Source organism: Salinicoccus jeotgali (genome assembly GCF_055379195.1).
Genome location: NZ_AP043830.1, coordinates 1612360 through 1637898 on the forward strand (window position 1 = coordinate 1612360; position 25539 = coordinate 1637898).

A 25539-nucleotide genomic window follows, 5' to 3' on the forward strand; every position below is an offset into this window, starting at 1 on the left:
CAGATCATCCTTTCTTCGGCAATTGCAGCATGCTTACCGGAATACCCGTCTCTTTTTCATCGCCTCCGATAAAGAATCCCCATGCGAAGATCCCCTTGATGTACTCCACTTTAAAGTAATGGTCCTCATTACTGATTATTTTGTATATCTTCCCGTTTTCTATCAAGGATAGATCGACGAAATAGCTCTCTGCTATCAGGACTTGCCGCTCGTTGACGCGGTATTCATTTTCAATCCCCATCATTTCCGCTTTCCTCATCGCTTCACGTTTTTCTGCGATATAGGTCTCCAGTTCACGTCTCGTCATTGTGTTCAAAGGTTTCATCATCCAGCCCTCCCAACTTTTCCTGAATTGAATCATATGTGTAGCCTTTTCTCATCATTGCCTGTATAAGCTTCTGCTTCAGGGCGTATCCTGTTTCTTTCTTTTGATAACGCCTCAAGTATTTTTCAAAATCCCGATTAAAATGCACATCTTCATCGTAGTCATCATCGAAATCGATCATGGCCAGATGCTCGCCGGTGTAGCCCTTCTGATATAGTTTTTCAGTGAGTTTCATCTTAAATTGCTGATAGGACCCCTTATGCCGCTTCAACTGTTTATCCTTCAGCCTATTCATCCGTTCCTGATCGATCTGCTCACTGAACTTTTCGACATTCTCACGGATGATGTCTGGTTGGACTTTATGTTTCTTCAATTCCCGTTCCAGAGCATGCGGCCCTTTATCAGTGGTGGCAAGCATTGTATTCTTCAAGGCTTCTGCATAATGGGCATCGTTTAAGTATCCTTCTTCTTCAAGCCGTTTGATGGTCTCATCGATCATTACAGATGCATAGTCTTCGGCCAGATACTTTCTCATTTCATGGATTGTCCTCAACTTGTAGCTGATGTATCCAAGTGCCCTGACATAGGCTGCATCGAACTGGATGGCGGACAGTACCTCGTTATACTCTTCCTCTTCAAGCACCCGTTCGGGTATGAGCCGGTACTTTACTACCGACTCCTCATGTGCCTTAAAGGTGGAGCCGTCATCCATCTGTATGTCATACATGCCCTTCTTGCCACGGGCCACTTTTTTTATCTGCATCTAATCCCTCCTAACCGAGAAGATCTGTTGCAAAGAATTCCCGTAATGCTTTTGAACGATCGCGCCTTCTGCGTCTATGTTCAGCACGTTCTTCCCCTGTCTCATCCAGCCACTTCAACCGCTCGTTATCTGCGATGAGGTCCGGCACGCTGATGGATGAACCTGTCTCGTCCAGGGCGACGAAAGTGAGGAAGCTGAATGCAGCGAGCTTCCTCTCTGTACCGTTCTCAAGCGTGTCCTTCGATACTTTGACAAGTATCTCCATGGAAGATTTTCCGGTATGGGTAACCATTGCCTCGAGCATCACGACATCTCCCAGGTTGATGGGCTCAAGAAAATCGACCGAATCTATTGAAGCGGTCACCACTTTCGATCTCGAGTGTCGTCTTGCTGCGATTGCCGCAACATCATCTATGTATTCCATAAGCCTTCCTCCGTAGAGTGTCTGATGATTGTTCGTGTCCGGCGGCATTACATTCGAAGTCATTACTGTATAGGATTCTGACATTTTTCTTTCCATTATGATTCCCTCCATCCCACATACTACTACAACAGCATATCCCCTACATTAAAAAAGAAGGGATACAATCATCCCTTCCTGTTCTTATAATGCTGAACCTAAAGATCTCTTTCCAAAGCTTCTTCCGGCGTATCAATCACAAGTCCATCTTTAACGGTAAGTGCTTTTGACAGGAAGTGATAAAGGGTCGCAGCAAATCCGAATATGGCGAACATAAAAGCCATAGTTATTAGAAACATCATTCCAAAGCTCATGTGAATCCTCCTCTAATACTTATCCTATTATTTATATTCTACCATATTTTTTCTTCTTTGCATCTACAATTTTAGAAGGCCCAGTTCCCTTTTTCAAATACTTTTTCTTCCTTACCGTCCTCAGTGATGCCGTAGATGTTCAATTCATCAGAACCTATCATGAAGTCGACGTGGCTGATCGAATCGTTCAACCCAGCAGCCTCAAGCTCCTCCCGGGACATGTTCTTGCCGCCTTCGATGCAGAAGGCATAAGCGCTTCCCAGAGCAATGTGGCATGACGCATTTTCATCGAAGAGCGTATTATAGAACAGACGTCCCGTGTTTGATATCGGCGAGTCGTCCGGTACCAGCGCCACTTCTCCGAGGTACCTTGAACCTTCGTCGGTATCAAGCAGATTCTTCAGCACTTCATATCCTTTACCTGCTTCGAAATCAACGACTTTACCATCTTTAAAAGTCAGCTTGAAGTCATCTATCAGATTTCCTCCATAACTGAGCGGCAGTGTATTGGATACATATCCATCTACACGCGTTTTCTCAGGTACGCTGAATACTTCCTCGGTCGGCATATTAGCCATGAAGGTTTCGCCATCTTCATTTTCACTTGAGGCGCCAGCCCACAAGTGCCCTTTCGGGAGTCCGATCGTCAAGTCGGTTCCAGGTGCTTCGTAACGGAGTGCATTATATTTTTTATCATTGAGGTAGTCGACCTTCTCGTGCAAGAGTGCGTCATGCTGCTCCCATGCTTCAACAGGGTCGTCCTGATCCGCGCGTACAGTATAGAGTATCAGATCAAGCAATGCTTCTACCGCATCATCATCACTTTCATCCGGAAATACGAGTCTTGCCCAGTCCAGTGATGGATAGCCAGCAACGCACCAGCTGTGGTAATCGGATTGGATGCGGTTTGAAAAGTCTTTAAATGCTTTACCTGAGGCGATCTGCATCGCTTTTAATTTCTCTGGATCTATATCTTTCAAAAGTTCCGGGGAAGAAGATGTGATGCTCAGGAATCCGGCTTTTTCATCAGAATAGTGCATCCGTTCATCGATGGTCCACTGGTGGATAGTGGCAAGTTCCTCCTTTTCCTGGTGTTTGGCATGGAGTTTTGTAAGCGCATCGTCCGCCAGGCTCACTTTAACTTCCTTTGCTCCTTTTTCATATGCTTTCTCGGTAACCATGCGAATCAGCGGTAAAGCGTCTTGTGCAGATCTTATGAACACGCGCCCGCCTTCTTGGACATTCAGGCCTACATCGACAAGCAGGTCGGCATACTTTTCAAGCTTAGAATTTTTTCCGGTCATTGAAGTCTCTCCTTTATTTCCTGAGTTTTGATAATTCTTCGATTATAGCGGTCTGTTCGATGGCTGTTATCTGATTTCTTGATGTGACCATTTCGTGAATCTCATTGAGCTGTTCAACATTATCATCACTGAAATCCTCAGCATTGAACACCCCTTTGTTCACTACGTTCAGTGAACTCTCTATATCCTTCAACATTTTTTCCTTGTCCATTGGACATTCCCCCATCTTGTAGAATAAATTCATTACAATAATAACAAAGTTGAATTAATAATAAAATTTTTATTCAACTAAGGGATGAATAAAGTTTGAAGGTTGTTTAAAATGGATATAAGCAACTATAAATCAACCAAAAGGAGAATTCACATGAAGAATAAGATGTTGCCAGCAATACTGATCGGTGCTGCCCTAGGTGCAGGACTCAGCCTTATCGACAGGAACACGAGAAATTCGGTGATGAGTGGCACAAAAGATCTCAAATATTATGCCCAAAATCCAGAAGAGGCAAAGCAGAAGATGAACTCCGGCTCCGGCCAATCTTCTAAAATCGATTCACTCAAGGACGAAGTAATGTTCTGGAAAGAAACAGTCGAAGAGATTCGTCGTAACAATCCTGAACTTGAGGAGTCCTTAAAGGATGCCAAAGATACATTCATGAAAAAACGTGATCAGAAGAAGTTGAATTAAAATCGTTGGGCTGACGTCAGTCGGCCCTTTTATTTTAAAAGATAAGGAGTTGAGCATGTGTCAAAACAATCCAATTCTGATTATCTGAATCAAGCTAAACAAGAAGAGAAAGAACAGATAGTGGATAAAAACAAGCATTCCGAAGGTGAAACTTTTGTCGAAGAAGTCGAATTCAAATCAAAATTAAGCAAGAAGCCTGATGAGCGCTTCTATGTTTCTAAAATCAATAAGCCTGCTAAATACAAGGAAAAAGGAAATTTTTTCCAAAACTTGCTATTCCAATTTTCAAAAGACAATACATCCGGTATGGGGGCGCAGCTCGCCTACTACTTCCTGTTGGCGATCTTCCCTTTACTGATCTTCCTGTTGACCCTGGTTCCATTATTCCAGATAGATCAGGAAATGATCACCCAGTTCATCCGGGATTACGCCCCGGCAGACATTTCAAGTATGTTGGAAGGCATCATTTCTGATGTCATGGAGAACTCCAGTGGCGGCTTGCTCTCAGTCGGTTTGATTGTGACGTTATGGTCAGCTTCTAATGGTATGACTGCTCTGATGAATGCCTTCAACGTCGCATATGATGTTGAGGACAACAGAAACTTCCTTATCGCCAAATCATTGTCGATCGTCTTTACAATCATTCTTGCGATTTCTGTTCTTCTTACTTTCGTATTGATTGTATTCGGCGAACAGATCGGTAATCTGATGTTCGGCGTCATAGGACTCGATGATCAGTTCCAGACCATATGGAACCTTGTCAGAAGCCTGCTGCCTGTTCTCTTGGTATTCATCGTGTTCGTCGTCATCTACACGACAGCACCGAATATCAAGTTGCAGATTAAAGCGGTCATTCCAGGCTCAATCTTTACAACCATCGCATTTCTGGTCGCGTCTTGGGGATTCAGTTTCTACATCTCTAACTTCAGCAACTATTCCGCAACATACGGCAGTATCGCTGGTGTAATCGTGCTTATATTATGGCTATACATCACAGGAGTCATCATCATCCTCGGAGCCCAGATCAACGCCATACTGCATAAACGTTCAATGAAAAAGAAACAACAAGAGGAGAATGCAAACAATGAGTCTACTGTATGATCTACTCGACTTCAACAAAGAATTTATAGACAATAAAGAATATCAAGAGTATCTCACAGATAAAACCCCACAGAAAAAGCTGGTACTCATATCATGTATGGATACCCGGCTGACAGAATTGTCGACGAAAGCATTGGGATTGAAGAACGGCGACATCAAGCATATCCAGAATGCCGGCGCCGTCATCTCCCACTCTTACGGCAGTACCATGCGGAGCATACTTGTGGCAGTCTATATGCTCGGCGCGGAGGAAGTGATGGTCATGGGCCATCATGATTGCGGCTTCGGCTCATTGGAACCGGAACCAATGATTGCAAACATGAAAGAGCGCGGCATTCCCGATAATACATTCAATATACTTGAGCATTCCGGCATAGATATTAAAGATTGGCTTAAAGGATTCGACAGCGTAGAGGAAAGCATCACTGAAAGCATCGGAAAAATTAAGAGCCATCCTCTTATGCCTGCTGATGTGCCGGTACACGGCACAGTAATCAGCCCGGACAACGGCAAGGTGGACCTTGTACATGATGGCTATCAATAAGAAAAGGACTGTATTGGAGATTATCCAATACAGTCCTTTTCAATATATAAACATAACATTCCGAGCAGTCTATTCTTCGACCAATGTCAGAAGTTTTGGTCCTTCTTTAGTGACGACGATAGTGTGTTCCTTTTGGGCCACATAGCTTCCATCTTTCGTTTCAAATGCCCAATCATCCTTACCTTCCGAGACGAATGATGCCTTCGAAGATATGAAAGGCTCGACTGCAATGACCATACCTTCCGTCAACAGTTCACTGTTGCCCGGTTCATAGTAGTTCATGATGTGTTTTGGTGCATCGTGCAGGCTTCTACCTACTCCGTGCCCAGTCAGGTTTTTGATGACTGACATGCCATTCTGTCTTGCTACTTTGTGTACCGCCCTGCCGATCTGACTGACTTTCGTGCCGGGTTTGATTTTCTTCAAAGCTTCTTCAAAAGCCATCTCACAGACATCCACTACCTTCTGTTTAAGTGGATCGTCCGACTCGCCTGCTACAAAAGAGATGCCAGTATCTGCAAAATAACCATTCTTCTTTGCCGAAACGTCGATGTTGACGATGTCCCCTTCATTTATGATGCGCTTACCCGGTATGCCGTGCGCCACTTCTTCATTGATGCTGATGCATGTATGGCCGGGGAAATCGTATTCGCTGATCGGCGCGCTTTCTGCACCCATTTCCTTAAGGAGTTCGCCGCCCTTGTCGTCAATCTCCTTCGTTGTCATGCCCGGTGCTGTATAGTCCACAAGCTGCTTCAGCACAGTGCCGCAAATACGGCCTATCTCCTCAAGATGCTGCATTTCTTCTTCTGTTTTAATGATCATTTATCAACCCTACTTACTTTAAAAATATTGTATCCACCAATTATTATAACAAACTCTTCATGCTATACTAGAATTGAAAGACTTAAAATTTTAGAAGGAAGCATGAATATGAGATTTGATATAAGAAAAATAATCGGTCCCCGTATCATCAAGACTGGCCTGTCGACATTTTTGACAGCGCTCATCTGTCTCTGGGTGGGGCTGCCCCCCATATTTGCCGTAATCACTGCCATAGTGACAATAGAACCGACGGCGTATGCTTCATTAAAAAAAGCATATGTCAGATTTCCGGCATCCATCATCGGCGCTTTTATCGCCGTAGCTTCACTCTATGTGCTTGGGGATGGTGCATTCACCTACTCAATAGCAGCCACACTCACCATATTCATCACATACCACCTCAATCTACAGGCCGGGGTGCTTGTAGCTGCAATCACTGCTGTGGCGATGGTGCCTTCAGTTGGTGATGCCTACGTTTATAACTTCACTTCGAGGCTCGCTACAACGACTATAGGATTGGCAACAAGTACACTCATCAACTTTCTGGTACTTCCTCCAAAATATGGTGAGCAGATCGAGGCGCTTTCCGCCACCTCAACGAAAGAAATCCATAAACTTCTTATCCATCGGCTTGGGGAACTCATCGAAGGAAAATATGAATCCGATAAGAGTGAGCGTGCCTATGCTAAAATCCAAAGCTCCATCCTCAACTCAGAAAAGCTTCTGAAGTATCAGCAAGATGAATACCGCTACCATAAATCCAATCGTGAAGAGATGCGGCTGTTGAACAGCCTGGAGCGTGAACTCCAGTTCAAGAAGCTATACTTCACCCATCTCGGCAACTTGATCTACCTACCCGACAAATTATCCATGGATTTCACACCAGAAGAAAAAAGGGCCATACAGGAAATTACCGCCTATCTCCATCTGGACCTCAGCTCCCTATCGATGACCAATCCTGCAATCCGCTTCCTCAGGAAGGATATCCGAAAACTGGATGATGAAGAGGATTCTTTTAAGATCCATATACTATATGAAATCATCGTCATCTATCAGATGATTGTACAACATCAAAAGGTTGGTCCCAATCCCCGGAAAGTCCAGACCGGGAGCAGGGAGAAAAAAGACTAGAGGAGATCATATATCGTCAGATTGCGGTATGTACGGTCGGATAAGTGTGAAACTGTCACCCCGATGAGCCTTATGGCTTCATCGGGGGATTTCAATTCGTGGTAGAGATTGTAGGCGTAATGGTAAAGTTCTTCTTCAGTGAAGACTGGATTCGTCGTCATCATCTGTCTCGTATGGGTGGCATAGTCCGCCGTCTTCATCTTGACGGTGACCACCCCTCCGGCATACTGCTGAAGCTCGAGCCGGCTGCTTACCTGACTGCATAATGAACCGATCACTTTGAGGATCTCATCATCATCATTTATATCGTAGTTGAAGGTCGTCTCCTTACCGATGGACTTCCGTATCCGCTCGATCTTCAGTTCCGACGTACCGATGCCCCGCGCCTTCTGATGGAGGCTAATGCCTTTTTTCCCGAACTGATTGACGAGATCGGCCTCACTCCATTCATGGAGTTCTTTGCCGTTTCGTATTCCCAGCTCATGCATTTTTGCTTCAGTCACCCGGCCCACTCCCGGAAATTCGCCGATATCCATATTGAACAATACTTCCTGTACATTATCGTAATGGATGACGGTCGTCCCGGCCGGCTTGTTCATACCTGATGCAATCTTCGCGAGATACTTGTTGTAGGATATGCCGCTTGATGACGTCAGTCTGGTCTTTTCGAATATCTTCCGTTGGATTTCAAGTGCTATTGCACGCGCCGGCCGTTGCCGGCCTACGAGGTGTGTAATATCCAGATAAGCCTCATCCAATGAAAGTGGCTCCACAACTTCGGTATATTCGAGGAATATATCCATGATCATTTTAGATACAGCTTTGTAATGATCGAATCTCGGCCGCACATAGATGCCATCCGGACACAGTTTATATGCTTGTTTAGTCGGCATCGCGGAATGCACACCGAACTTCCTCGCCTCATAGCTCGCAGTCGCGACCACACCACGGCTCACCGATTTACCACCGACAATAATCGGCTTTCCCCGGTATGCCGGGTTATCCCTTTGCTCCACCTGTGCATAGAAGGCATCCATATCGATGTGAATGATTCTTCTCTCCATGACATCCACCCATCCAGAAATATTTAAGCCAGTATAACATAAAACGAACAGATGTTCCTAGTTCCTGCCCCCCGGATGACTTCTATACATCGTCATACCGACCTCGGTATCTTCAACAAACTTCATATGATTTTTGCGCATGAGCAGATACACGTAGTAGAAATCACCTGCACATGCTCCGGTGTGGAGGGCAAGAAGATATTTGAAGGCACCGTGTGAAGTGGTCATCATCAGAATCAGCATCAATGTGGTAATGATGATGAAGGGCATCAGGATGATTATGATGAACCGTCCCCTGCTGAAGACCTCCCCTGGTGCCGCAGCATAGAACATCCCGGACTTATAGCCGAAACGCACTCGGCCGGATGGTGCAAATATCTTGAAGAACAGACCATGGATGGCTTCGTGGAAAGTGATGATGGCAAAAAGAAGTGCCATGACAAAAAATACTGCTCCGAACACACCAAGCTGGTCAAAGCCGGCTAAAGCGGAACTCTCTCCACCGGCTGCGAATAGCTCCAGGAGATAAAATACCGCAAATGACAGAATCGTAATCGAGATGGTCATTATATTCAGTACCTTAAGCACCGAGTGATCTTTAAACACATCCAATACATATTTATCTTCCATTGTAGAACTCCTTTCAGATGCACTGTATCATAATACAATCAAATAATGTTAGACTACTATAAAGCATTAGAGACAGGAGTGTATAGAGTGATAGATTTCACCATCATAGGCGGCGGTATCGCCGGCGCCTCCACCGCATACCATCTTGCGAAGAAAGGGTATGCCGTCAGATTGTACGACCGTAACGATACCGGCAAGGCTACAGAGGCCTCTGCCGGCATCATCTGTCCCTGGGTCAGCCAGAGAAGGAACAAAAAATGGTACGCCCTGGTAAGAGAGAGCGCAAAATACTATCCGGAGTTCATCGAAGCACTTAAAGCCGAAACTGGCCTCGACAGTGGTTATAGGCGGGAGGGGTCAATCAGCCTATTCAAGGACGACCATGTACAGGAACTTGCCTTCAAGCGTATTTCGGCCAAACAGGCAGATGCGCCTGAAATGGGGACGGTCCGGAAAGTCTCAAGGGAAGAAGTCGCACAGATGCATCCAGATTTGACCGCCCTCTATCCGGGGGTCCTGGTTGAAGGCGGCGGCCAGGTCAAGGGGGCTGAACTATTGAAAGCCTTGAAAGCCGGCTTCCTTAAATATGGCGGGGAATGGATTAATGCGGATTTTGACCCCTCCCATGCATCAGGCACCCTCATCTATGCAACTGGTGCCTGGGGCATTGAACAGCAGCACGAACCCCATATACGCCACCAGCGCTCTGAAGTACTGCATTTCCGCCTCAAGGATTCGAGCAACAAACAGCCTCGTCCTGTCGTCATGGCACTCGGTCCGATCTATATCGTCGAAATGGGAATCAATCAATATGCGATTGGTACCACCCATGAAGACACTGATAGTTTTTCTGCGGAACCATCAGAAGAAAATCATCGATATCTAAGGGATCTCGCTGAGCGATACTTCCCCGAGTCCACTATAGAAGACATCAAGATGATGGTCGGTCTAAAGCCATATGCGCGTGACTTCCTCCCTTTCATCGGTGCCGTAGATGATAGGACGATAGTGATAAACGGCATGGGCGCAACAGGTCTTACCGCAAGCCCCCTTGTCGGCCGTGAAGTGGCGAATCACCTCACAGGGCAAGACACAGTGCTTGATCTGAACGATTTTTCATACCTATAGGGCTTCACCTGTCCTATAGGTCACTCAGATCGCCTCATATATAATACGAAGGAAGGTGTTGCATTGAATATCCTGCGGAATCCAGGTGTATTGAACAGTTTCTTTTACATATATGGGTCCTTATTCCTTCTGTTCCTGCTTCAATTCTTTACAGGAAGCGAGTTCCTCTCATATACTACGACTGTCTACACGATTGTGGTACTGCTCATCTCATGGGTTTTCGGTTCCAGGCTGTTTAAGATCATCGGCATTCTGTTCATCACTGCCGGTATAGTGCTTTCGTTATCAGCAGGCAACAGCATTGCAGCTGTTGCCTCCCATATCACGGACAACCTGCCCTTATTGTTCTTCTTCAGCATCCTGCCATGGATCGGCACTGTCGTTAAAGTCGGGGGTATGGATTCGAGCATCACGGACATGATCCAGGACAAGGCAGACAGGGTTGAAAAGATCTATGGCAAAAGTATGTTCACTTCATACTTCCTGGCCATCTTCCTCAACATCTCAGCACTCTACATCATCCAAAATGTCTTATGGCGCCTGTTCGAGAATGAAGATGATTCACTCAGGAATACATTCATCATCAAGTCTACATTGCGCGCCTTCGCCCTGGCTGTAATCTGGAGCCCCCTTGAAGTGATTGTAGGCCTCACTGTCGACTCGACAGGCACTTCCTACTTTACACTTTTGCCATGGCTCATCACCGTCTCCCTGCTCGTAGGCCTGATTGAAATGTTCATTGCCACAAAAGAATTTCAAGGCATGACACTTGACGTCCAGTCCCCGGAAATCGACAGCGGGCGACTTATCAGGACACTCTTAAAGATGCTCTTGTTGCTCGTCAGCTTCCTCGGGGCAGTGATGATCCTCAACACTTGGGCCGCCCTCGACTTCATCATGACCATTGCTCTAATCATACTGCCGTTCTCCTTTACGGCCGCGTTCATCATGCGCCGGTTCAAGCTGTTCCTGAAAACGGGGTGGTTGACTTGGAAGGAGCATAATAATCATCTTCAAAATTTTGCCATCCTATTTTTGTCGCTAGGCATATTCGCAGGCGGTTTCAACAGCAGTGCCGCACCTTCTATGATGCAGCAGGTCTTCAGCTATGTCGATCACCTGCTTGTTCTGATCCTTGTGCTCATCATGGTCGTCATCTATGGTCTTGCGATGGTCGGCGTTCACCCAGTGGCGACACTCGCCATTTTAGCAGAGGTACTAGTGCCGGTGTTGACGCCTGAAAATGCATTGAGCATTTCTTTGGTGATGATTGTCTGCGGCATGGGTATATCCCCTGCTGCACCGTATGGCATCAATGCCACCATGACCGCACAGAGTATGGGACTCAACCCCTATAAGATTACTAGAATGAACATTGGATTCTCCATTCGGATGGCATCAATCGGCATTTTGATAGCGATGCTCGCACTCATTTTCTGACCCCCTCACAGTAATGCCATAACTAAAGAAAGCCCGGACACCTCTTGATGGGATAAGAGGATGTCCGGGCTTTTCAATTAGGCTCGCACCTAGATCATATAGTAGAACAGCCATGTGAATATGAACAGCAGTATATATCCGAATACCAGCAAGTTCAAAAGGCCGGCGAAACCAAGCGCAAGACGCTGTGCCTGACTATATCTTTTGATGTAACCTAATATTTTATAGCCGATGAGCATCAGGAGCGGAATGACGAATAGATACGAGAATATAAGGATGAAGCGCGGGTTTCCGCCGCCAATATCAAAAAGGGTAAACAAGACCACACTTATAAGGAACAATACAGTTACTACTGCAAAATATCCCCGGACGCCGATCATCGTCTGCCTTTCCTCTTTTCGGGTCATCAGATAGACCGCCAATAAGATAATTCCTATGTAGAATGCACAAATAAGATAAACCAGAGTATTCTCCTCCATTTGATGGGTTTTATCATTGTATTATAACATTCATGACATGAAAAAGGGATGGAAGCCTGGGCTCCCATCCCTTTTGAATAATTACTTGGTAGTGGCATTAATATTAACGTCTATACCATTTTGAGCCATTTTGGAGTATGGGCATAGTTTGTGCGCATCCTCTACATACTTGTCTGCGTCGCTTTGCTCCACACCTTCAAATTCCACTTCGACTTCAGCTCCAAGTTTGAAGCCTCCATCCGTCTCGTCCTTCAAGAGTTTTGCTGTTGCTTTGACCACACGCTTGACGTCATCTGCCTTCGCTTTCTTCAAGACACCGTCGAGAGCACTGTTGAAACATGCACTATATGCTGCTGCAAATAGCTGCTCGGGGTTTGTTTCTTTCGTGTCTTCACCTGACATCTGCTTCGGCTGCTTGACATTCATTGAAAATGATTTATCTTCACTATGAACCTCTCCATCGCGGCCACCTGTATTGATCATCTTAACTTGATACAATGGTTCCATTAAAAGCTCAACTCCTTTTGTAGTCTATATTTAGTATATTCACGTTCCTAGGTACCATCAAACATATTTGCTTGCTTCAGTCGCATGCATACCCGTCTCGATCGCCATCCATTTTGAGGCTATACGCAGGATGTCCCTCCTTCACCCCATCGGGGTGGACCTGCCTTAATTCTGTACAGTTTTTGAACTGGGCTTCTGTACCTGAATCACCATTTCCGCGATTCTCCTCTTTTTGGTGTGCCTCGGAATCGAAAGGTTGATCAAGCGACCAGATGCCAAGCGTTTCTTCCTTGGCCTTCTCCTGTGCTTTTTCCAATCGGTCCAGATGCGTAGTATTGGGGGGATTTATATAACGGACCTGTGCAAGCCCTTCTCTGACAAGAATTTCGTTGACCATCTTGCCATCTGCGTAGATATAGGCAAGGTAGCGTTCGTAATGATCCTGCTTCGGTCCAACATCGAATTCAACCTCTATAGTGTCTGCTTCACTCAAAATTTCTTTTGTCCGTGCGGATGCTTCTTTACCGTAGGGTTGCTCCCCAATCCGCGGATGGTTCGTTTCCGGCGTATCTATCAGCAGATAACGGAACGAAACATCATTACCTTCAAAGTTAAAACGCGTGGTGTCACCATCTATGAATGAAGCAACGGTTACAACAGTCCGCTCTCCATCCGACCCTGATGCCCCAGGCACTTCCCGCTCAGGGCTTTCCGTATCATCAACTACGAATATCGAAACAGCCAGCATTGCAATGGCACAGAAAAGTGCAATGGCAGCATACCTCAAATAACCTTTTGATGACTCTCCACGAGCCTTCTTCACTGCATAGACGACACCGAACGCAATGGCTGTAGAAACGGCGTACAGTGCTGTGATGAGGAGGCCGGTTCCAAGCGTCGAACTGCTGTCCATAAGCGCAGTCAGTATAGCCAGCACACCGGCGACCGTAATCAGCATCAAAGCTGTCTGCCAACTTTTTTTATACCCTTTGTCCGATATGTATAGGGACACACCTTTAATGAACATCACCAATGATATGAGAGCTGCGATAAACGATAATATAAGAAATACAAAATCCATGCGAAACCTCCAGTACTTTCAGTTCTCAACGCTATAAATTATGACCAAAGGCAAAAGAATGTGCAAAATGTACACATTCCATTATAATGCCATTGACAAATCCATGTCTCCGTTGTAAATTTGAACATGTAGAAATTATATCAAGACCCCGTAGCTCAGCGGGAGAGCACTTGCTTGACAGGCAAGGGGTCGGTGGTTCGAACCCACTCGGGGTCATATTAAATCACCCAGTCCACGGACTGGGTGATTTTTTTGTCCATTCAATGTGCAACGCTTGATCCAACCTTCTCCAAATAATCAGGATAGCATATCCGCCATCTGCCAAGGTTCCCTTTTATAGAGCTTAAACATGAAGTACATGAGGACAACGATTTGAAATTGCAGAGACTCCCCATCAAATTGCGGATCAGAAAGAATCAGTGTCTCCCTGGCGGCTACATCTTCCTTGACGGTGGCAACATGGCGTCCATGGTAGTAGACTTCCATATCACCCGCCCAATCCTCTTCTATGCTCAGGAAACGCCCATCAATCTTGCCATCCACACGAAAGTGGAGCAGATTGCTGCCGGGCCTTTCCTTGAAGACCATTTCTCCCTGGTCTGTCTGCAGGATGTACTTGGATATATTCATATCCCGAAACTTCCGCTTTTTGAGACCGAGCTTTACTATTCTGCCTTGCGCAGAAGTATAGGAGTAAGTATTACGCCTCTCACAGTTCCTCAGCACCGTGCGGTCGATCTGTGCAATCTCATCCCCGGATTCATCTTCTATAAGAACCTTATGTTTCCTCGAACCTGGAGAAAGTGAATAGCGATATTGTTTCATAACTGCCTCCTTGAAGTTTAGGCTAATTACATTCTGGAACGGACATTATGCCTTCTCGAGCAATGCGACAAGTTCTATATGCACAGTATGTGGGAACAGATCAACCGGTTGAACCCTCTTGAGTTCATAGCCAAACTCGCGTAGCCAAGTGATATCTTCAGCAAAACTTTCCGGGTTGCACGACACATAGACGACGCGGTCGGTGCCGAGGCGTCCAATCCTGCGCATCACCTTGCCGCCGGCACCGGAACGTGGTGGGTCCAGCATCAAAAGATCAGGGATCCCCCATGTCTGTAAAATCTCATCCATTCCGCGGCGGGCATCTTTTGCCAGGAAATAAGTGTTATCGATGCCATTGTCTTTGGCGTTCCTCTTTGCCGATTCAATGGAGGTCTCCACTATCTCTATGCCTGCAAGTGCCTTAACCCGCTTCGCGAAAGGCAAGGAGAAGGTGCCGACGCCGCAGAAAAGATCGATCATGCGATCTTCGCTTTCCACTTCTGCCATCTCAATCGCCAATTCAACAAGTTTCTCGGCCTGTTCAGGATTCGTCTGGAAGAAGGTATCAAACCATATCCGATATTTATAGCCATACATCTCATCATGGATGTAATCACGTCCATAAAGGAGGTGTGTATGCTCCGACTGCGCCACATCCGCCCAATCTGTATTCTCCATCCACATGAAGCTGACCAGTCCGCTGAATTTACTGCTCAACCGCGATATCAGGTCATCCACTGCCTTTTGATGCGCCTTTGGGGATTCGGTGGCGAAAATTGCAAGCATGAGTTCTCCGGTTTTATGTGAATATCGGGTCATGAGATTGCGCAGCAGTCCAGCATGCGTGTCCTTATCATAACCTGGGAGGCCATGGTCTTTCTCCCAACGCGAAACTTCAAGCATCGCCTGCACCATCGGGCCGCCTGCTATCAGGCATGTATCCAGGTCGATGACATTGCGGAAATTGCCGAGCTCATGCAGCCCCAGCCCGCCTTCAGGACCGAAAGTGAATTCCATCTTATTGCGGTATTCCCAAGGCGTCTCCATACCGATCGCATCTGCTGCAACATCCGGGTCGAACCCATTCTCCGCGAGAAAACGGCGCACTTCGGCCACCTTATAGGCCAATTGCCCCTGGTAATCCCAATGCTGCCAGACGCACCCTCCACATTTGTCGAAGTGGGGACAGGGCGCTGCAGTGCGTTCCACACTTGGCCTGATGATTTCTTCCGGCAGTGCCTTGGCGCGTTTTCGGTCGGGATTCGCTACTGTCACCTGTACTTCTTCTCCAATCAATGTCTGGGGTACGGTGAGCTTCAATTTCCTCGGATTGATGCCACCCCCGTCTCGCCAGACGTGCCCCCTACCGGAGCCCTTCTTATCAAGCATGTCTATTTTCACATCATATGTTTCAGCTTTATTGTTCGACACTCAAGCACCCTCCATCTGTTCTCTTTATCATCATTCTACAATATCCATCGATACTACCACAATTGTATGTTGAATTTTATATGGATCAAATGCCAAGTGACCTTATTTTTATATAAAGATTGCGATGAGCCCCCCTACTGCAAAACCGAATATCGCGTGACCGAGAGTCCAGTAGAACCATGCAGCCGCATCATCCTTTGAAGGGGGCGTTTCAGTCAATGCACTCAGAAAATAAAGTGCCCCGCCTCCTGCAGTGAAGACTACCACATAGGGCCACACCAAAGACTCAAGGCCGAGCGGCAACAAGATATAGTAGAGCACCACCGCACTCGATATGCACGTTGCGTAATGGAACAGGATACCCGTTATACTCTTATCGCTCCATTGTTTAAGTACTGGTATATAATCCATATTATAGAGTAATATGTCCGCTTTATTTCCCGTCACCTTTCTCACAGTCTTCATAATCGCCGCAAGCAACACTCCTGAAATGAAGCCGATCAGAACAAGTTTCAAAAATGTGATCATCCCATTCCTCCCAGTTAAATTGTGTTATTTCACTATACCCTTTCTCTATGAATTTTACTTCCTAAATCGTTGTAATCGAACAAATCCTTCTGAAACGGATACATGGCATTATTCAAATATTCATGACAAAATATACGGTGAGGTGATTGAAATGGCAAATATCAATATAGATAACTACAAGAAAGCGATCAGGTTGGAAGAACCGTTCGCTCCAACTATGAGTGACATCGATGATAAAACGGTGCTCGCCGAACGCGTCCTTCTTATGCTGCGCAATGAAAAGGCCGGCACGCAAGATATAGATATACCCGAAGATTATACCGCCCAGCGTAAACTTATCCGGGCACTGCTCAATATCAGGCAACCACTCCCCCTCGATAAGGAAATGATGCAGCTGCTTGATAAACTCCTCCATATTGAAAAAGAGGAGAAAGAAAAGACGTCGCCTGAATCAATCAGAAACATTCAATCCGATTTTCCTAAAACGCGCTTCAAGGAAGCGGATAAGATGGCCCTATGGCAGGGCGACATTACAAATATAGAAGCGGATGCCATCGTCAACGCCGCCAATGAAAAATTGCTCGGATGCATGCAGCCGCTCCATGGGTGCATCGACAACGTCATTCACTCAGCAGCAGGTCCAATGCTCAGGGATGACGGAGCCGAAATCATCCATCGACAGAAAACGGATGAGGAGGCTGGGAATGCCAAAATCACGAGAGGCTACCACCTCCCTGCAAAGTACGTCATCCACACCGTTGGACCGGCGCTCTCCGATGGAGAGGAAGTATCGGCCAGGCATGAAACGACACTAGTATCCAGCTATAGGTCATGCCTTGATATTGCACAAGAAAAGGGAGATGTCAAAACGCTCGTCTTCCCGGCCATTTCCACCGGTGAGTTCAATTTCCCGGAAGAGCGTGCAGCAGAAATTGCTGTATGGACGGTCGATGAATGGCTCAAAACACATGAGCATCATTTCACCAAGGTCATCTTCAATGTATTCACGGAAGCGGACAGGGCAATCTACGAAGCGGTATTAAATGCTTGAATCCGGATTTCCGGCACATTTGTTCATACAAAAAAGCGGCAGAATCACTTCTGCCGCTCTTTCTATTCTATTAAGTCCATGCTCATATAGCGTTCCCCTGTGTCCGGTGCAATTGCTGCCACACGTTTGCCAGGGCCCAGTTTCTTCGCGACCTCAATCGCTGCAAATACAGAAGCACCCGCAGAAGGCCCGACAAAAATGCCTTCTTCCTTAGCCAACCTCCTGAACATATCGACTGCATCATCATCCTTTATTTGAATGATCTCATCCCATATATCGGTATTCAATATATTCGGGATGAAGCCGGGGCTCGTCCCGACGAGCTTATGCTTACCAGGCTTGCCACCCGACAATACAGGCGAACCTTCAGGCTCCACCACAGCAATGTGCAAGTCTTTAAGGTGCTCCCTTAAAGTTTCACCGGTACCTGTGATTGTACCGCCTGTGCCAGCTGTTGCGACAAATGCATCGAGATTATAATCGAAATCATCCAGGATTTCAATCGCCGTCGTCGTCCGGTGGATATCCGGATTGGCACTGTTTTCGAATTGTTGGGGGATGAAACTGTTAGGCCTTTCAGCATGCAGTTCCTTAGCCTTCCGGATGGACCCCGGCATCTTCTCTTCAGCCGGTGTCAGCACCACTTCAGCGCCATACGCCTTCAGAAGGTTGATGCGCTCACTCGTTGAGCTGTCAGGCAGGACGAATATTGCGTCATAGCCTTTTGCCGCCGCATTCATCGCCAACCCTATACCGGTATTGCCGCTTGTTGGCTCGATGATCGTTCCGCCCGGCTCAATCAACCCCTCTGCTTCAGCACGGTCCAGCATGCTGAATGCTGCACGGTCCTTTACACTTTTGCTCGGGTTGAACATTTCAAGTTTTACATAGACATCAGCAGCGCCTTCCGGCACGACTCTGTTGAGCTTCACCATCGGCGTATGTCCGATCAAATCAACAATGCTGTCGACTCTATTCATATGATGATCCCTCGTTTCTTTTAATCCCTACTTCATTGCTATACTATAACATTCTTCACCCGGCTGTTAAAGCAGCCTGCCTATTGGAGTCAGGATGCGGCTCCCCTCCTCCCATGACTCTTGAAATGCTTCCCATCTAAAAAAACTCCTGATGTTCAATCAGGAGTGCATGCTAAAATTGAGGGCTTCATGCCTTCAGTTCTTCTGCTTCTTCGAGCTCAAACGCATTAAGCAGAGCCCGCGCTTCTTCGGTCGATTTTGTGCCCATCAGACTGTTTCTAAGCGCGCCTGCGCCCCTGAATCCTTTTACATAAATTTTGAAAAAGCGGTGCAGGGCAGTATATTTACGGGGCACTTCTTTACTGTATTGATCATACAAGTCGAGATGTGTCCGCAGTAGCTCAAGCAGTTCTTTACTGCTATGCATTTTCGGTTCCTTCTCGAATGCGAATGGATTTTTGAAGATCCCCCGTCCGATCATGACGCCATCGACTCCATATTTTTCGGCGAGCTCCATGCCCGTTTCGCGGTCTGGAATATCGCCGTTGATGGTCAGTAGCGTCTCCGGGGCGATTGCATCGCGCATTTCGCGGATTTCTGGAATCAGCTCCCAATGGGCATCATATTTGCTCATCTCTTTACGCGTACGCAAGTGGATGGAAAGGTTCGCGATGTCTTGTTCGAATAGATGTTTGAGCCATTCCTTCCACTCATCGGTCTCATCATACCCAAGGCGTGTCTTGACGCTGACCGGCAACCCACCGGCCTTCGCGGCCTGTATGAGCTCTGCTGCGATTTCCGGCCGCTTTATCAATCCGCTTCCTTTACCGTCTCCAGCCACGTTCGGAACAGGGCATCCCATATTCAAGTCGATGCCTCTGAAGCCCTCCTCCGCCATACCGATGCTCATCCGGCGGAAGTGTTCTGGGCGATCCCCCCAGATGTGGGCGACAATGGGCTGTTCATCTTCAGTGAACATCAGTCGACCCCGGACACTGTCGATGCCTTCTGGATGACAGTAGCTGTCTGAATTTGTAAATTCCGTAAAATAGACATCCGGAGCAGCCGCTTCTGCAACGACATGCCGGAATACAACGTCCGTCACTTCTTCCATCGGTGCCAGCACGAAGAACGGACGCGGCAGTTCATGCCAAAAATTATCCTTTTTCATATGTTTCCTTCCTTCTTACAACAATCATCTTTTATCTGCCAATGTGGCTAGTCCACATACTTGCCATGCTTGGGCTTAGCCATCTCATCAAAGTTCTCGGCCAGTTCCTTCAGGCCATCAGCCAACAGTTCCCCGGAGAGGGGTTTCCCATGCCCGGTCACTGCTACGGATGGTTTCAGTGCTTCAAGAGTGACCACGGATTCTTTGGCGGATTGCCAATCTGTGGTCAGATATCTCGGCGGCCCGCTGATCACCAGTTCCTGCGTCAATACTTCATATAGATTTTCCTGTCTGACAGCGACAAATGCGTCGCCTGCAATCAATGTCCTGTCACGCTCCCTGAATAAGGCTACGTGACCCGGGGTGTGCCCTGGTGTATGGAGCCATTTGAATTCCGGCATATGCGGTACACTGCCGTCCTCGGGAAGCGGTTCTACATTATCTCCCAAATCAATCGGTTCTATCGGGAAAATCGGCGATGTCTTAGCGACCATTCCTCCCTCAACGGTAGCGTCCGGTTTCGGGTAGGGTGCCTTGCCGGTCAGAAACGGCATTTCCAGCTTGTGGGCGTAGACCGGCACATCCCAATACTTCACCAGCTCGATGATGGCCCCTACATGATCAAAGTGGCCGTGGGTCAAAATGATCGCCTGTGGCCGGCGCCCTTCCCCGAAACGATCTTCAACGGCTGAAATGATTTTTTCGTGCGAGTTTGGCATGCCTGCATCCACCAGCACAAAGTCACCTGTTTTCGGATTGCCGACAAGATGTATATTGACTATTTGTACCGTGTAGGTGTAAAGGTCCGGCAATACTTCAAAGCCTGTGCCACTTTTGATGGATGTAGCCGGCACCGTTTTATAATCTTCTCCGTAATTCATTTTATTGCCCATAGATGGCACCTCCTTGAAATCATATTACCTTTTACCCTTTGCTCAGAAATTCATGTCTCATAGGAGGTGGGGGGCAAATCTATTTCAATTCCAGGCGCACTACCGCTTCCACATGATTCGTCTGAGGGAACATATCGACCGGTGTAACCCGCCCGGCTCTATAGCCATGCTCCGTCAAATAGTTCAAATCCCGCTGGAGGGTACTTGGATTGCATGATACATATACAATCTTTTCCGGCGCCACTTCTATCAAGGCTTCCAGAAATTCTGGATGGCAGCCCTTTCTTGGTGGATCGACGAAGACGACGTCAGGTTCGACGCCTTGGTCGACAAGCTGCTTCATGACCTCTTCTGATTTGCCCAAGTGGTATTCTGCATTATCCACACCATTCAATACTGCGTTTTCCCTTGCGTCAAGCACAGCCGACTCCACACTTTCGATGCCGATGATCTTTTTGGCGCTGTCTGTTGCACACAAACCGATCGTTCCTATGCCGCAATATGTGTCGATGATCGTTTCGTCACCTTCCAGGTCAGCCAGCTCGATTGCTTTTTGATAAAGCCTCTCCGTCTGTGCATGGTTCACCTGATAGAAGGATTTCGCTTTGATGCGGAATTGTTTACCAAGCAGGGTGTCAGTGATATACGCATTGCCGTACAACGTGATGGTTTCATCTCCAAAAATGACGTTCGTCTTCTCATCATTGATATTCTGGACGATGCTTGTCACCATCGGGAATTGTTTTGTGATTGCTTCAATGACCGGCTCGAAGAGGTTTTTCTTGCCGTTCGTGACGAAGGCTACCTGCACTTCGCTGTCGTCGTGGTTTGAGCGGATGATGACATGCCGGACCAGGCCTTGGTGCAATGCCTCATCATAGACTGATATCCTTGCTTTGTTGAATTCATCCCTGATGGATACCATCAGTTCATTATGGATGCCCTTTTGGATGAGGCAGTCATCTATATCAATGATGTCATGGCTCCGCGGACGGTAGAACCCCATTTCAACTTTGCCGTCATTGAACTGCACGGGTATCTGTGACTTGTTGCGGTAATTGAATGGGGTCTCGGCCCCTATGATGGATTCTATATCGAGGTTCAGTTTTCCCATGCGGTTGATTGTCTTGTCGACGGTACTTGTCTTAAAACGCTGCTGCTCGAGATAATCGAGTGTCTGTATCTGGCATCCGCCACATTGGAAGTAATAGGGACATGGCGGGTTGATGCGGTTGTTTGACGCCTCTTTGACCTCAAGTGTCTTGCCGAAACCGAATTTACGGTTGGCCTTCACCACTTTAAAATCTATCTCCTCACCTTTCAGCACATCCGGGATGAAGATTGGATATCCTTCTACCTTCACCACACCCATGCCTTCGTGTGTATAGTCTTCGACCGTTCCGGTGAATCGTTCATTCTTTGTCACTTGTGCCATACTTATCCTCCTTTAAGTCAATTTCATACCAACTGAACCCGTTGCCAAGTTCTTCGACATGCCTGACTGCTTGTTCATCTATATATGCTTTTGCACGTGTGGCGGTCTTGAACATATATGTGCCACCCGGGATGATGGTCATTGGTTTCTTATGATCAAAATATGGATTTGTCATCATATATTCGATGACGATATCCCGTACAGTCCTTTGTGATTCATGGAGTACTTCAGCATCTCTTAGGAAGGGGGTATAGGCTACCCTGTAGTTGTTTGCCGGAACAATGAAAGAATCCCCCGGTTGGATGTCCTTGCCTTGGTATTTCATTTCAGTGACACGTTCGCTGTCACTGATTTTTTTCGCCGTTCCACTGTAGCGCGCCGGGCGCGAGATGTCGAATGTATACTCCAGATCGAAGAATGTATCGAAGTTATAGCTTGGAAAACCGTTTTTGGAACTATTGGCTTTCAGTAGATCTTCATTTTCATCTACCTGATTGAACTGGGAGGCGCTCCATTCCAGCCATTCTTTGAGAATTCCCCCATCTATCTTGATGATGACCATCGAGTTTGTGTGTTTATAAAGGTCAATCGCTGCACTGAGGGTAAGTTCCCCTTCCGCCAAGACTGTGAAGTCATGCGGTCCATCCCTGCCGGCTTTCGTGACAGCATTGAATCCAAGCACCGGTAATCGTTCCAGGTCGCTGCGACTGATGAGCGTTTCGGCGTATGCCTTGCTGGCTTCCGCTACGGCTTGGACTGCTTTGGAAGGAATGATGCGGGAGAAATAGGTATGCCACGTTTCATCTATATGGCCAATCGGTTCGGAAAGATAATCCAGTACCTTCCTATGGGAATCTTCATATTTTGATAACGTCTCCCTAGTTGGAGTGAGGCTTTCGGATTCAATCAGATGTGCCCTCGAATTCTTGATTTCCCACGCCCCATCATCATCTACCCCCAAATCGAACTCAATGCATCCCAGGTGGCTCGCTGAAACACCCGGCTGCACCATCGGTTTCCCGTTGACGGCACCACGCTTGAAATCAATCGCATCAATCCGCGCTTCGAAGTTTCGGTCTGGAAAGAATTCGTGGGTGTGCCCGAAAATGATGCCGTCCACATCTTCCACCATGGTCATGAGGAATGTCTGGTTTTCACCATAGAGCCTGATATGGTCAGGATCCTTGCTCATGCCGGAATGGGACATCAGAATGACGATATCGGCGCCCGCTTCCTTCATTTCTCTGGCAGTATGCCTTACCGTCCGGTTCATATCCTCGACTTCCACCCTACCCTCAAGGTGGAATGCGTCCCATTTCATGATCTGGGTGGGCACCACATTCAAAAAGCCGACCCTAAGCAATCCTTGTGGCGTCTGTTTGTCTACGATGACATATCTTTTTATAATATCACCGAGTGCGTGCTGATGGAAGTCGACATTTGCATTGACGATCTCAGCTTCGACCTGGCGATATGCTTTAAGAAGGTAATCGAGGCCGAAATTGAATTCATGGTTGCCAAGGCCAATTACATCATATATGTCATTCATCACTTCAATCGCGAGGAGCGGGTCATCACTATGTCGGTAGTCATAATCATTCCATACATCCCCTTGGAGGAAGTCCCCATTATCGACAGTCATTACGATATCATCCGGATGCTTCAAACGGTGCGCATCCATAAAAGATTTCAGATGCAGCAGACTCTTCGACTTATATGTGTCGTTAAAGTAATCGTGCGGATATATCGCGCCATGCACATCACTCGTTGCAAAAATTGTAAGTTTCATCGGACACCTCTTCAAATCTTATTGCTGTCATTATATCAAATCATCTGCGCTTAGGCTTGGAGGGCGCAATTTTGGGTATACATATTAAGTAAACGATAAAGTAAATCATCGGGAGGAATGCATGCATGTATAAAGATTTGGCAGGAAAGACTGCAGTGGTGACAGGCGGTTCGAGCGGCATCGGCAAATCAATCGTAAAAAGGTACCACGAAGAAGGAATGAATGTCATGTTCAGCTACCATAGTGGCAGCGAAGCATCCCAAAAGTTGGTGGAATCACTGAACGGCAATGACGGAGCACGCGTTGCAACAATGCAATGCGATGTCACAGAAGAACAGGATATCATCGATCTGATCGATGAAAGCATCAAAAAATTCGGCGGCATTGATGTACTTGTCAATAACGCCGGCATCCAAAAAGATGTTAAAAGCCATGAATTGTCGGTCGATGAATTCGATAAGGTCATCAACACCAATCTGCGCGGCACATTCATCGGTTCGCGTGAGGTATTGAAACATTTCCTCGACACAGGAAAAAAAGGAACGATCATCAATATATCAAGCGTACACGAAATTATTCCGTGGCCCCATTTTGCGCATTATACAGCGAGTAAAGGTGGTGTCAAGTTGCTTACGCAATCGTTGGCGCTTGAATATTCACGGCTCGGCATCAGAATCAATAATATCGCCCCGGGCAGCATCAACACGCCCATAAATGAAGAGTTCTTCTCGACGCCTGAAGAAAAGGAGGGTGCCGATGACTTTGTGCCGATGGGCTATGTCGGTGAACCTGAACACATTTCCAACATCGCCGCCTTCATGGCGTCCGAGCAATCTGTATATATCACCGGCCAGACGATAGTGGCAGATGGCGGCCTAAGCCTCTATCCTTCCCACAGGGATCCCGAATACGATGAGTAAGGCAAATAAAGAAAGCTGAGTGCCAAGCACTCAGCTTTCTTCTTCTCTTCCTTCCGTTTTTCCTCTTCTGCCTGTTCTTGCATTTCTTCTGCCTTCTCCACTTCTTCTTCCAACTGCTGCATCTCTTCCTGGTATTCATTTTCGACTATGGATGTCGAAGGGATGAATGGTTCTTTATTGTGATCCGTCCGTTTACCGAACCTGAGCATCTCATATATCAGCATACCGTTGTTTGGCATGCCGTTGATTGTCTTCATGGGCACTGTATCGAACAGGATGAAATAGAATATATAAAAGATGAACCGGTTCCAGAAAGTCGCCTGTTCTGCCAAATAGCCATTTGCAAGTAATGCGTTGATCGTCAGCCCTATCACGACATTGACAAGAATTGGGCTGGCGTAGACCAGCACATAGGCTACCCGGCTCTGGTTCTTCAATTCATCGTACGAAAACCAGCTGTAGAGATGATAGTGTTTCCGTACGTCCAGTATGCCAACCTTAAAAAGCCGGGGACCGGACCCCAGAGTTAACCTGCTGTTTTTGGCTCCGAATAGGAAACCAGCAAAAACGTACCCCAGTTCTCTTAAGGCCACTACTACCGGAAGTATGATGAAGCCTGATATTACGAGGGCTATAAGATCTGTTAAGCCGAACATAGGGTGGGCCCCCTTCTTTTAGTGGATGCACATATCAATGATGCACTTGAGGTATCCATTACCTTTTATCAACTTTTAA

General features: G+C 46.8%; 29 protein-coding genes and 1 tRNA gene. 9 read left to right on the top strand and 21 right to left on the bottom strand.

Features of this window, described 5'->3' with window-relative positions:
* Positions 1-4 precede the first annotated feature (4 nt).
* From ACZ43I_RS08350 to ACZ43I_RS08375, 6 genes are all read right to left on the bottom strand, one after another.
* Positions 5-325 carry a YfhH family protein gene (locus ACZ43I_RS08350; RefSeq protein WP_380572190.1) on the bottom strand — a complete coding sequence of 107 codons (321 nt, stop codon included), beginning with the start codon at positions 323-325 and terminating at the stop codon, positions 5-7.
* Positions 294-1088: a RecX family transcriptional regulator gene (locus ACZ43I_RS08355; RefSeq protein WP_344700671.1), complete on the bottom strand. Its 795-nt coding sequence runs from the start codon at positions 1086-1088 to the stop codon at positions 294-296. Before ACZ43I_RS08355 ends, ACZ43I_RS08350 begins: the two co-directional genes overlap by 32 nt.
* A gap of 10 nt (positions 1089-1098) precedes the next feature.
* The gene (locus ACZ43I_RS08360) at positions 1099-1608 is read right to left on the bottom strand and encodes an acyl-CoA thioesterase (protein ID WP_344700670.1); all 510 of its coding nucleotides are present in this window, start codon (positions 1606-1608) and stop codon (positions 1099-1101) included.
* A 98-nt stretch (positions 1609-1706) separates the two neighbouring features.
* A complete protein-coding gene (locus tag ACZ43I_RS08365) occupies positions 1707-1862 on the bottom strand; it encodes a hypothetical protein (protein ID WP_344700669.1) in 156 nt (51 codons plus the stop codon).
* A gap of 71 nt (positions 1863-1933) precedes the next feature.
* Positions 1934-3166, bottom strand: a complete 1233-nt coding sequence (locus ACZ43I_RS08370; protein WP_344700668.1) for an aminopeptidase — start codon at positions 3164-3166, stop codon at positions 1934-1936.
* Positions 3167-3179: 13 nt separating this feature from the next.
* Positions 3180-3377: a DUF1128 family protein gene (locus ACZ43I_RS08375; protein ID WP_344700667.1), complete on the bottom strand. Its 198-nt coding sequence runs from the start codon at positions 3375-3377 to the stop codon at positions 3180-3182.
* Positions 3378-3530: 153 nt separating this feature from the next.
* Between ACZ43I_RS08375 and ACZ43I_RS08380 the strand changes: the two genes are divergently transcribed.
* Genes ACZ43I_RS08380 through ACZ43I_RS08390 form a run of 3 tightly spaced genes read left to right on the top strand, consistent with a single transcriptional unit; the run spans position 3531 to position 5496 of the window.
* Positions 3531-3851 carry a YtxH domain-containing protein gene (locus ACZ43I_RS08380; protein ID WP_344700666.1) on the top strand — a complete coding sequence of 107 codons (321 nt, stop codon included), beginning with the start codon at positions 3531-3533 and terminating at the stop codon, positions 3849-3851.
* Between the two features lie 57 nt (positions 3852-3908).
* Positions 3909-4952 (top strand): YihY/virulence factor BrkB family protein, encoded by a 1044-nt coding sequence (locus ACZ43I_RS08385; RefSeq protein ID WP_344700665.1) that lies wholly within the window; start codon positions 3909-3911, stop codon positions 4950-4952.
* Positions 4936-5496 (top strand): beta-class carbonic anhydrase, encoded by a 561-nt coding sequence (locus tag ACZ43I_RS08390; RefSeq protein WP_344700664.1) that lies wholly within the window; start codon positions 4936-4938, stop codon positions 5494-5496. Before ACZ43I_RS08385 ends, ACZ43I_RS08390 begins: the two co-directional genes overlap by 17 nt.
* Before the next feature lie 69 nt (positions 5497-5565).
* Here ACZ43I_RS08390 and map read toward each other — a convergent pair whose 3' ends face one another.
* The gene (gene map / locus ACZ43I_RS08395) at positions 5566-6321 is read right to left on the bottom strand and encodes a type I methionyl aminopeptidase (RefSeq protein ID WP_344700663.1); all 756 of its coding nucleotides are present in this window, start codon (positions 6319-6321) and stop codon (positions 5566-5568) included.
* Between the two features lie 108 nt (positions 6322-6429).
* On the opposite strand from map, the gene ACZ43I_RS08400 reads away from it, so the two are divergent.
* On the top strand, positions 6430-7452 hold the full coding sequence (locus ACZ43I_RS08400) for an FUSC family protein (protein ID WP_464761452.1): 1023 nt from the start codon (positions 6430-6432) through the stop codon (positions 7450-7452).
* Here ACZ43I_RS08400 and dinB read toward each other — a convergent pair.
* Together dinB and ACZ43I_RS08410 are read right to left on the bottom strand one after the other, a co-directional pair.
* The gene (dinB, locus tag ACZ43I_RS08405) at positions 7449-8516 is read right to left on the bottom strand and encodes a DNA polymerase IV (protein ID WP_344700661.1); all 1068 of its coding nucleotides are present in this window, start codon (positions 8514-8516) and stop codon (positions 7449-7451) included. The genes ACZ43I_RS08400 and dinB overlap by 4 nt on opposite strands.
* A 57-nt stretch (positions 8517-8573) precedes the next feature.
* On the bottom strand, positions 8574-9146 hold the full coding sequence (locus tag ACZ43I_RS08410) for a DUF3267 domain-containing protein (RefSeq protein WP_344700660.1): 573 nt from the start codon (positions 9144-9146) through the stop codon (positions 8574-8576).
* A gap of 87 nt (positions 9147-9233) precedes the next feature.
* Between ACZ43I_RS08410 and ACZ43I_RS08415 the strand changes: the two genes are divergently transcribed.
* Both ACZ43I_RS08415 and ACZ43I_RS08420 read left to right on the top strand, forming a co-directional pair.
* Positions 9234-10274 (top strand): NAD(P)/FAD-dependent oxidoreductase, encoded by a 1041-nt coding sequence (locus tag ACZ43I_RS08415; RefSeq protein WP_344700659.1) that lies wholly within the window; start codon positions 9234-9236, stop codon positions 10272-10274.
* A 63-nt stretch (positions 10275-10337) separates the two neighbouring features.
* Positions 10338-11714 (top strand): hypothetical protein, encoded by a 1377-nt coding sequence (locus ACZ43I_RS08420; protein WP_344700658.1) that lies wholly within the window; start codon positions 10338-10340, stop codon positions 11712-11714.
* An 89-nt stretch (positions 11715-11803) separates the two neighbouring features.
* On the opposite strand, the gene ACZ43I_RS08425 is transcribed toward ACZ43I_RS08420, so the two are convergent.
* The 3 genes from ACZ43I_RS08425 to ACZ43I_RS08435 form a co-directional block, all read right to left on the bottom strand.
* Positions 11804-12121, bottom strand: coding sequence for a hypothetical protein (locus ACZ43I_RS08425; RefSeq protein WP_344700657.1), 318 nt, complete (start codon positions 12119-12121; stop codon positions 11804-11806).
* A 153-nt stretch (positions 12122-12274) separates the two neighbouring features.
* Positions 12275-12700, bottom strand: coding sequence for an Ohr family peroxiredoxin (locus ACZ43I_RS08430; protein WP_344700656.1), 426 nt, complete (start codon positions 12698-12700; stop codon positions 12275-12277).
* A gap of 76 nt (positions 12701-12776) precedes the next feature.
* Positions 12777-13781 carry a thermonuclease family protein gene (locus ACZ43I_RS08435; RefSeq protein WP_344700655.1) on the bottom strand — a complete coding sequence of 335 codons (1005 nt, stop codon included), beginning with the start codon at positions 13779-13781 and terminating at the stop codon, positions 12777-12779.
* A gap of 144 nt (positions 13782-13925) precedes the next feature.
* On the opposite strand from ACZ43I_RS08435, the gene ACZ43I_RS08440 reads away from it, so the two are divergent.
* A tRNA-Val gene (locus ACZ43I_RS08440) sits at positions 13926-13997 on the top strand.
* 81 nt (positions 13998-14078) lie between these two features.
* On the opposite strand, the gene ACZ43I_RS08445 is transcribed toward ACZ43I_RS08440, so the two are convergent.
* The 3 genes from ACZ43I_RS08445 to ACZ43I_RS08455 all read right to left on the bottom strand — a co-directional run bounded on the left by ACZ43I_RS08445 (position 14079) and on the right by ACZ43I_RS08455 (position 16565).
* Positions 14079-14606 (bottom strand): hypothetical protein, encoded by a 528-nt coding sequence (locus ACZ43I_RS08445; protein WP_344700654.1) that lies wholly within the window; start codon positions 14604-14606, stop codon positions 14079-14081.
* A gap of 45 nt (positions 14607-14651) precedes the next feature.
* The gene (gene rlmD, locus ACZ43I_RS08450) at positions 14652-16037 is read right to left on the bottom strand and encodes a 23S rRNA (uracil(1939)-C(5))-methyltransferase RlmD (protein WP_344700653.1); all 1386 of its coding nucleotides are present in this window, start codon (positions 16035-16037) and stop codon (positions 14652-14654) included.
* Positions 16038-16145: 108 nt separating this feature from the next.
* Positions 16146-16565: a hypothetical protein gene (locus ACZ43I_RS08455; RefSeq protein WP_344700652.1), complete on the bottom strand. Its 420-nt coding sequence runs from the start codon at positions 16563-16565 to the stop codon at positions 16146-16148.
* 151 nt (positions 16566-16716) lie between these two features.
* Between ACZ43I_RS08455 and ACZ43I_RS08460 the strand changes: the two genes are divergently transcribed.
* Entirely contained in the window at positions 16717-17616 is a 900-nt protein-coding gene (locus ACZ43I_RS08460) for a protein-ADP-ribose hydrolase (RefSeq protein WP_344700651.1), read from the top strand.
* Positions 17617-17678: 62 nt separating this feature from the next.
* Here the strand turns inward: ACZ43I_RS08460 and cysK are convergent, their stop codons facing one another.
* The 5 genes from cysK to ACZ43I_RS08485 all read right to left on the bottom strand — a co-directional run bounded on the left by cysK (position 17679) and on the right by ACZ43I_RS08485 (position 23884).
* A complete protein-coding gene (cysK, locus tag ACZ43I_RS08465) occupies positions 17679-18596 on the bottom strand; it encodes a cysteine synthase A (protein ID WP_344700650.1) in 918 nt (305 codons plus the stop codon).
* A 187-nt stretch (positions 18597-18783) separates the two neighbouring features.
* A complete protein-coding gene (locus tag ACZ43I_RS08470) occupies positions 18784-19767 on the bottom strand; it encodes a tRNA dihydrouridine synthase (protein ID WP_344700649.1) in 984 nt (327 codons plus the stop codon).
* A gap of 47 nt (positions 19768-19814) precedes the next feature.
* A complete protein-coding gene (locus ACZ43I_RS08475; RefSeq protein WP_344700648.1) occupies positions 19815-20660 on the bottom strand; it encodes an MBL fold metallo-hydrolase in 846 nt (281 codons plus the stop codon).
* 79 nt (positions 20661-20739) lie between these two features.
* Positions 20740-22095 (bottom strand): 23S rRNA (uracil(1939)-C(5))-methyltransferase RlmD, encoded by a 1356-nt coding sequence (gene rlmD, locus ACZ43I_RS08480; protein ID WP_344700647.1) that lies wholly within the window; start codon positions 22093-22095, stop codon positions 20740-20742.
* The gene (locus ACZ43I_RS08485; protein ID WP_344700646.1) at positions 22073-23884 is read right to left on the bottom strand and encodes a 5'-nucleotidase C-terminal domain-containing protein; all 1812 of its coding nucleotides are present in this window, start codon (positions 23882-23884) and stop codon (positions 22073-22075) included. Before ACZ43I_RS08485 ends, rlmD (ACZ43I_RS08480) begins: the two co-directional genes overlap by 23 nt.
* A gap of 125 nt (positions 23885-24009) precedes the next feature.
* Between ACZ43I_RS08485 and ACZ43I_RS08490 the strand changes: the two genes are divergently transcribed.
* Positions 24010-24804 carry a glucose 1-dehydrogenase gene (locus ACZ43I_RS08490; RefSeq protein WP_344700645.1) on the top strand — a complete coding sequence of 265 codons (795 nt, stop codon included), beginning with the start codon at positions 24010-24012 and terminating at the stop codon, positions 24802-24804.
* Here the strand turns inward: ACZ43I_RS08490 and ACZ43I_RS08495 are convergent.
* Positions 24768-25460 (bottom strand): hypothetical protein, encoded by a 693-nt coding sequence (locus tag ACZ43I_RS08495; protein ID WP_344700644.1) that lies wholly within the window; start codon positions 25458-25460, stop codon positions 24768-24770. The genes ACZ43I_RS08490 and ACZ43I_RS08495 overlap by 37 nt on opposite strands.
* Positions 25461-25539 lie beyond the last annotated feature (79 nt).

Excerpts from the sequence above, each read along its gene's own strand:
- ACZ43I_RS08350 (WP_380572190.1), bottom strand. The coding sequence starts at position 325 with ATGAAACCTTTGAACACAATGACGAGACGTGAACTGGAGACCTATATC.
- ACZ43I_RS08355 (WP_344700671.1), bottom strand. The coding sequence starts at position 1,088 with ATGCAGATAAAAAAAGTGGCCCGTGGCAAGAAGGGCATGTATGACATA.
- ACZ43I_RS08360 (WP_344700670.1), bottom strand. The coding sequence starts at position 1,608 with ATGGAAAGAAAAATGTCAGAATCCTATACAGTAATGACTTCGAATGTA.
- ACZ43I_RS08365 (WP_344700669.1), bottom strand. The coding sequence starts at position 1,862 with ATGAGCTTTGGAATGATGTTTCTAATAACTATGGCTTTTATGTTCGCC.
- ACZ43I_RS08370 (WP_344700668.1), bottom strand. The coding sequence starts at position 3,166 with ATGACCGGAAAAAATTCTAAGCTTGAAAAGTATGCCGACCTGCTTGTC.
- ACZ43I_RS08375 (WP_344700667.1), bottom strand. The coding sequence starts at position 3,377 with ATGGACAAGGAAAAAATGTTGAAGGATATAGAGAGTTCACTGAACGTA.
- ACZ43I_RS08380 (WP_344700666.1), top strand. The coding sequence starts at position 3,531 with ATGAAGAATAAGATGTTGCCAGCAATACTGATCGGTGCTGCCCTAGGT.
- ACZ43I_RS08390 (WP_344700664.1), top strand. The coding sequence starts at position 4,936 with ATGAGTCTACTGTATGATCTACTCGACTTCAACAAAGAATTTATAGAC.
- map (WP_344700663.1), bottom strand. The coding sequence starts at position 6,321 with ATGATCATTAAAACAGAAGAAGAAATGCAGCATCTTGAGGAGATAGGC.
- ACZ43I_RS08400 (WP_464761452.1), top strand. The coding sequence starts at position 6,430 with ATGAGATTTGATATAAGAAAAATAATCGGTCCCCGTATCATCAAGACT.
- dinB (WP_344700661.1), bottom strand. The coding sequence starts at position 8,516 with ATGGAGAGAAGAATCATTCACATCGATATGGATGCCTTCTATGCACAG.
- ACZ43I_RS08410 (WP_344700660.1), bottom strand. The coding sequence starts at position 9,146 with ATGGAAGATAAATATGTATTGGATGTGTTTAAAGATCACTCGGTGCTT.
- ACZ43I_RS08425 (WP_344700657.1), bottom strand. The coding sequence starts at position 12,121 with ATGACCCGAAAAGAGGAAAGGCAGACGATGATCGGCGTCCGGGGATAT.
- ACZ43I_RS08430 (WP_344700656.1), bottom strand. The coding sequence starts at position 12,700 with ATGGAACCATTGTATCAAGTTAAGATGATCAATACAGGTGGCCGCGAT.
- ACZ43I_RS08435 (WP_344700655.1), bottom strand. The coding sequence starts at position 13,781 with ATGGATTTTGTATTTCTTATATTATCGTTTATCGCAGCTCTCATATCA.
- ACZ43I_RS08445 (WP_344700654.1), bottom strand. The coding sequence starts at position 14,606 with ATGAAACAATATCGCTATTCACTTTCTCCAGGTTCGAGGAAACATAAG.
- ACZ43I_RS08455 (WP_344700652.1), bottom strand. The coding sequence starts at position 16,565 with ATGATCACATTTTTGAAACTTGTTCTGATCGGCTTCATTTCAGGAGTG.
- ACZ43I_RS08460 (WP_344700651.1), top strand. The coding sequence starts at position 16,717 with ATGGCAAATATCAATATAGATAACTACAAGAAAGCGATCAGGTTGGAA.
- cysK (WP_344700650.1), bottom strand. The coding sequence starts at position 18,596 with ATGAATAGAGTCGACAGCATTGTTGATTTGATCGGACATACGCCGATG.
- ACZ43I_RS08470 (WP_344700649.1), bottom strand. The coding sequence starts at position 19,767 with ATGAAAAAGGATAATTTTTGGCATGAACTGCCGCGTCCGTTCTTCGTG.
- ACZ43I_RS08475 (WP_344700648.1), bottom strand. The coding sequence starts at position 20,660 with ATGGGCAATAAAATGAATTACGGAGAAGATTATAAAACGGTGCCGGCT.
- rlmD (WP_344700647.1), bottom strand. The coding sequence starts at position 22,095 with ATGGCACAAGTGACAAAGAATGAACGATTCACCGGAACGGTCGAAGAC.
- ACZ43I_RS08485 (WP_344700646.1), bottom strand. The coding sequence starts at position 23,884 with ATGAAACTTACAATTTTTGCAACGAGTGATGTGCATGGCGCGATATAT.
- ACZ43I_RS08490 (WP_344700645.1), top strand. The coding sequence starts at position 24,010 with ATGTATAAAGATTTGGCAGGAAAGACTGCAGTGGTGACAGGCGGTTCG.
- ACZ43I_RS08495 (WP_344700644.1), bottom strand. The coding sequence starts at position 25,460 with ATGTTCGGCTTAACAGATCTTATAGCCCTCGTAATATCAGGCTTCATC.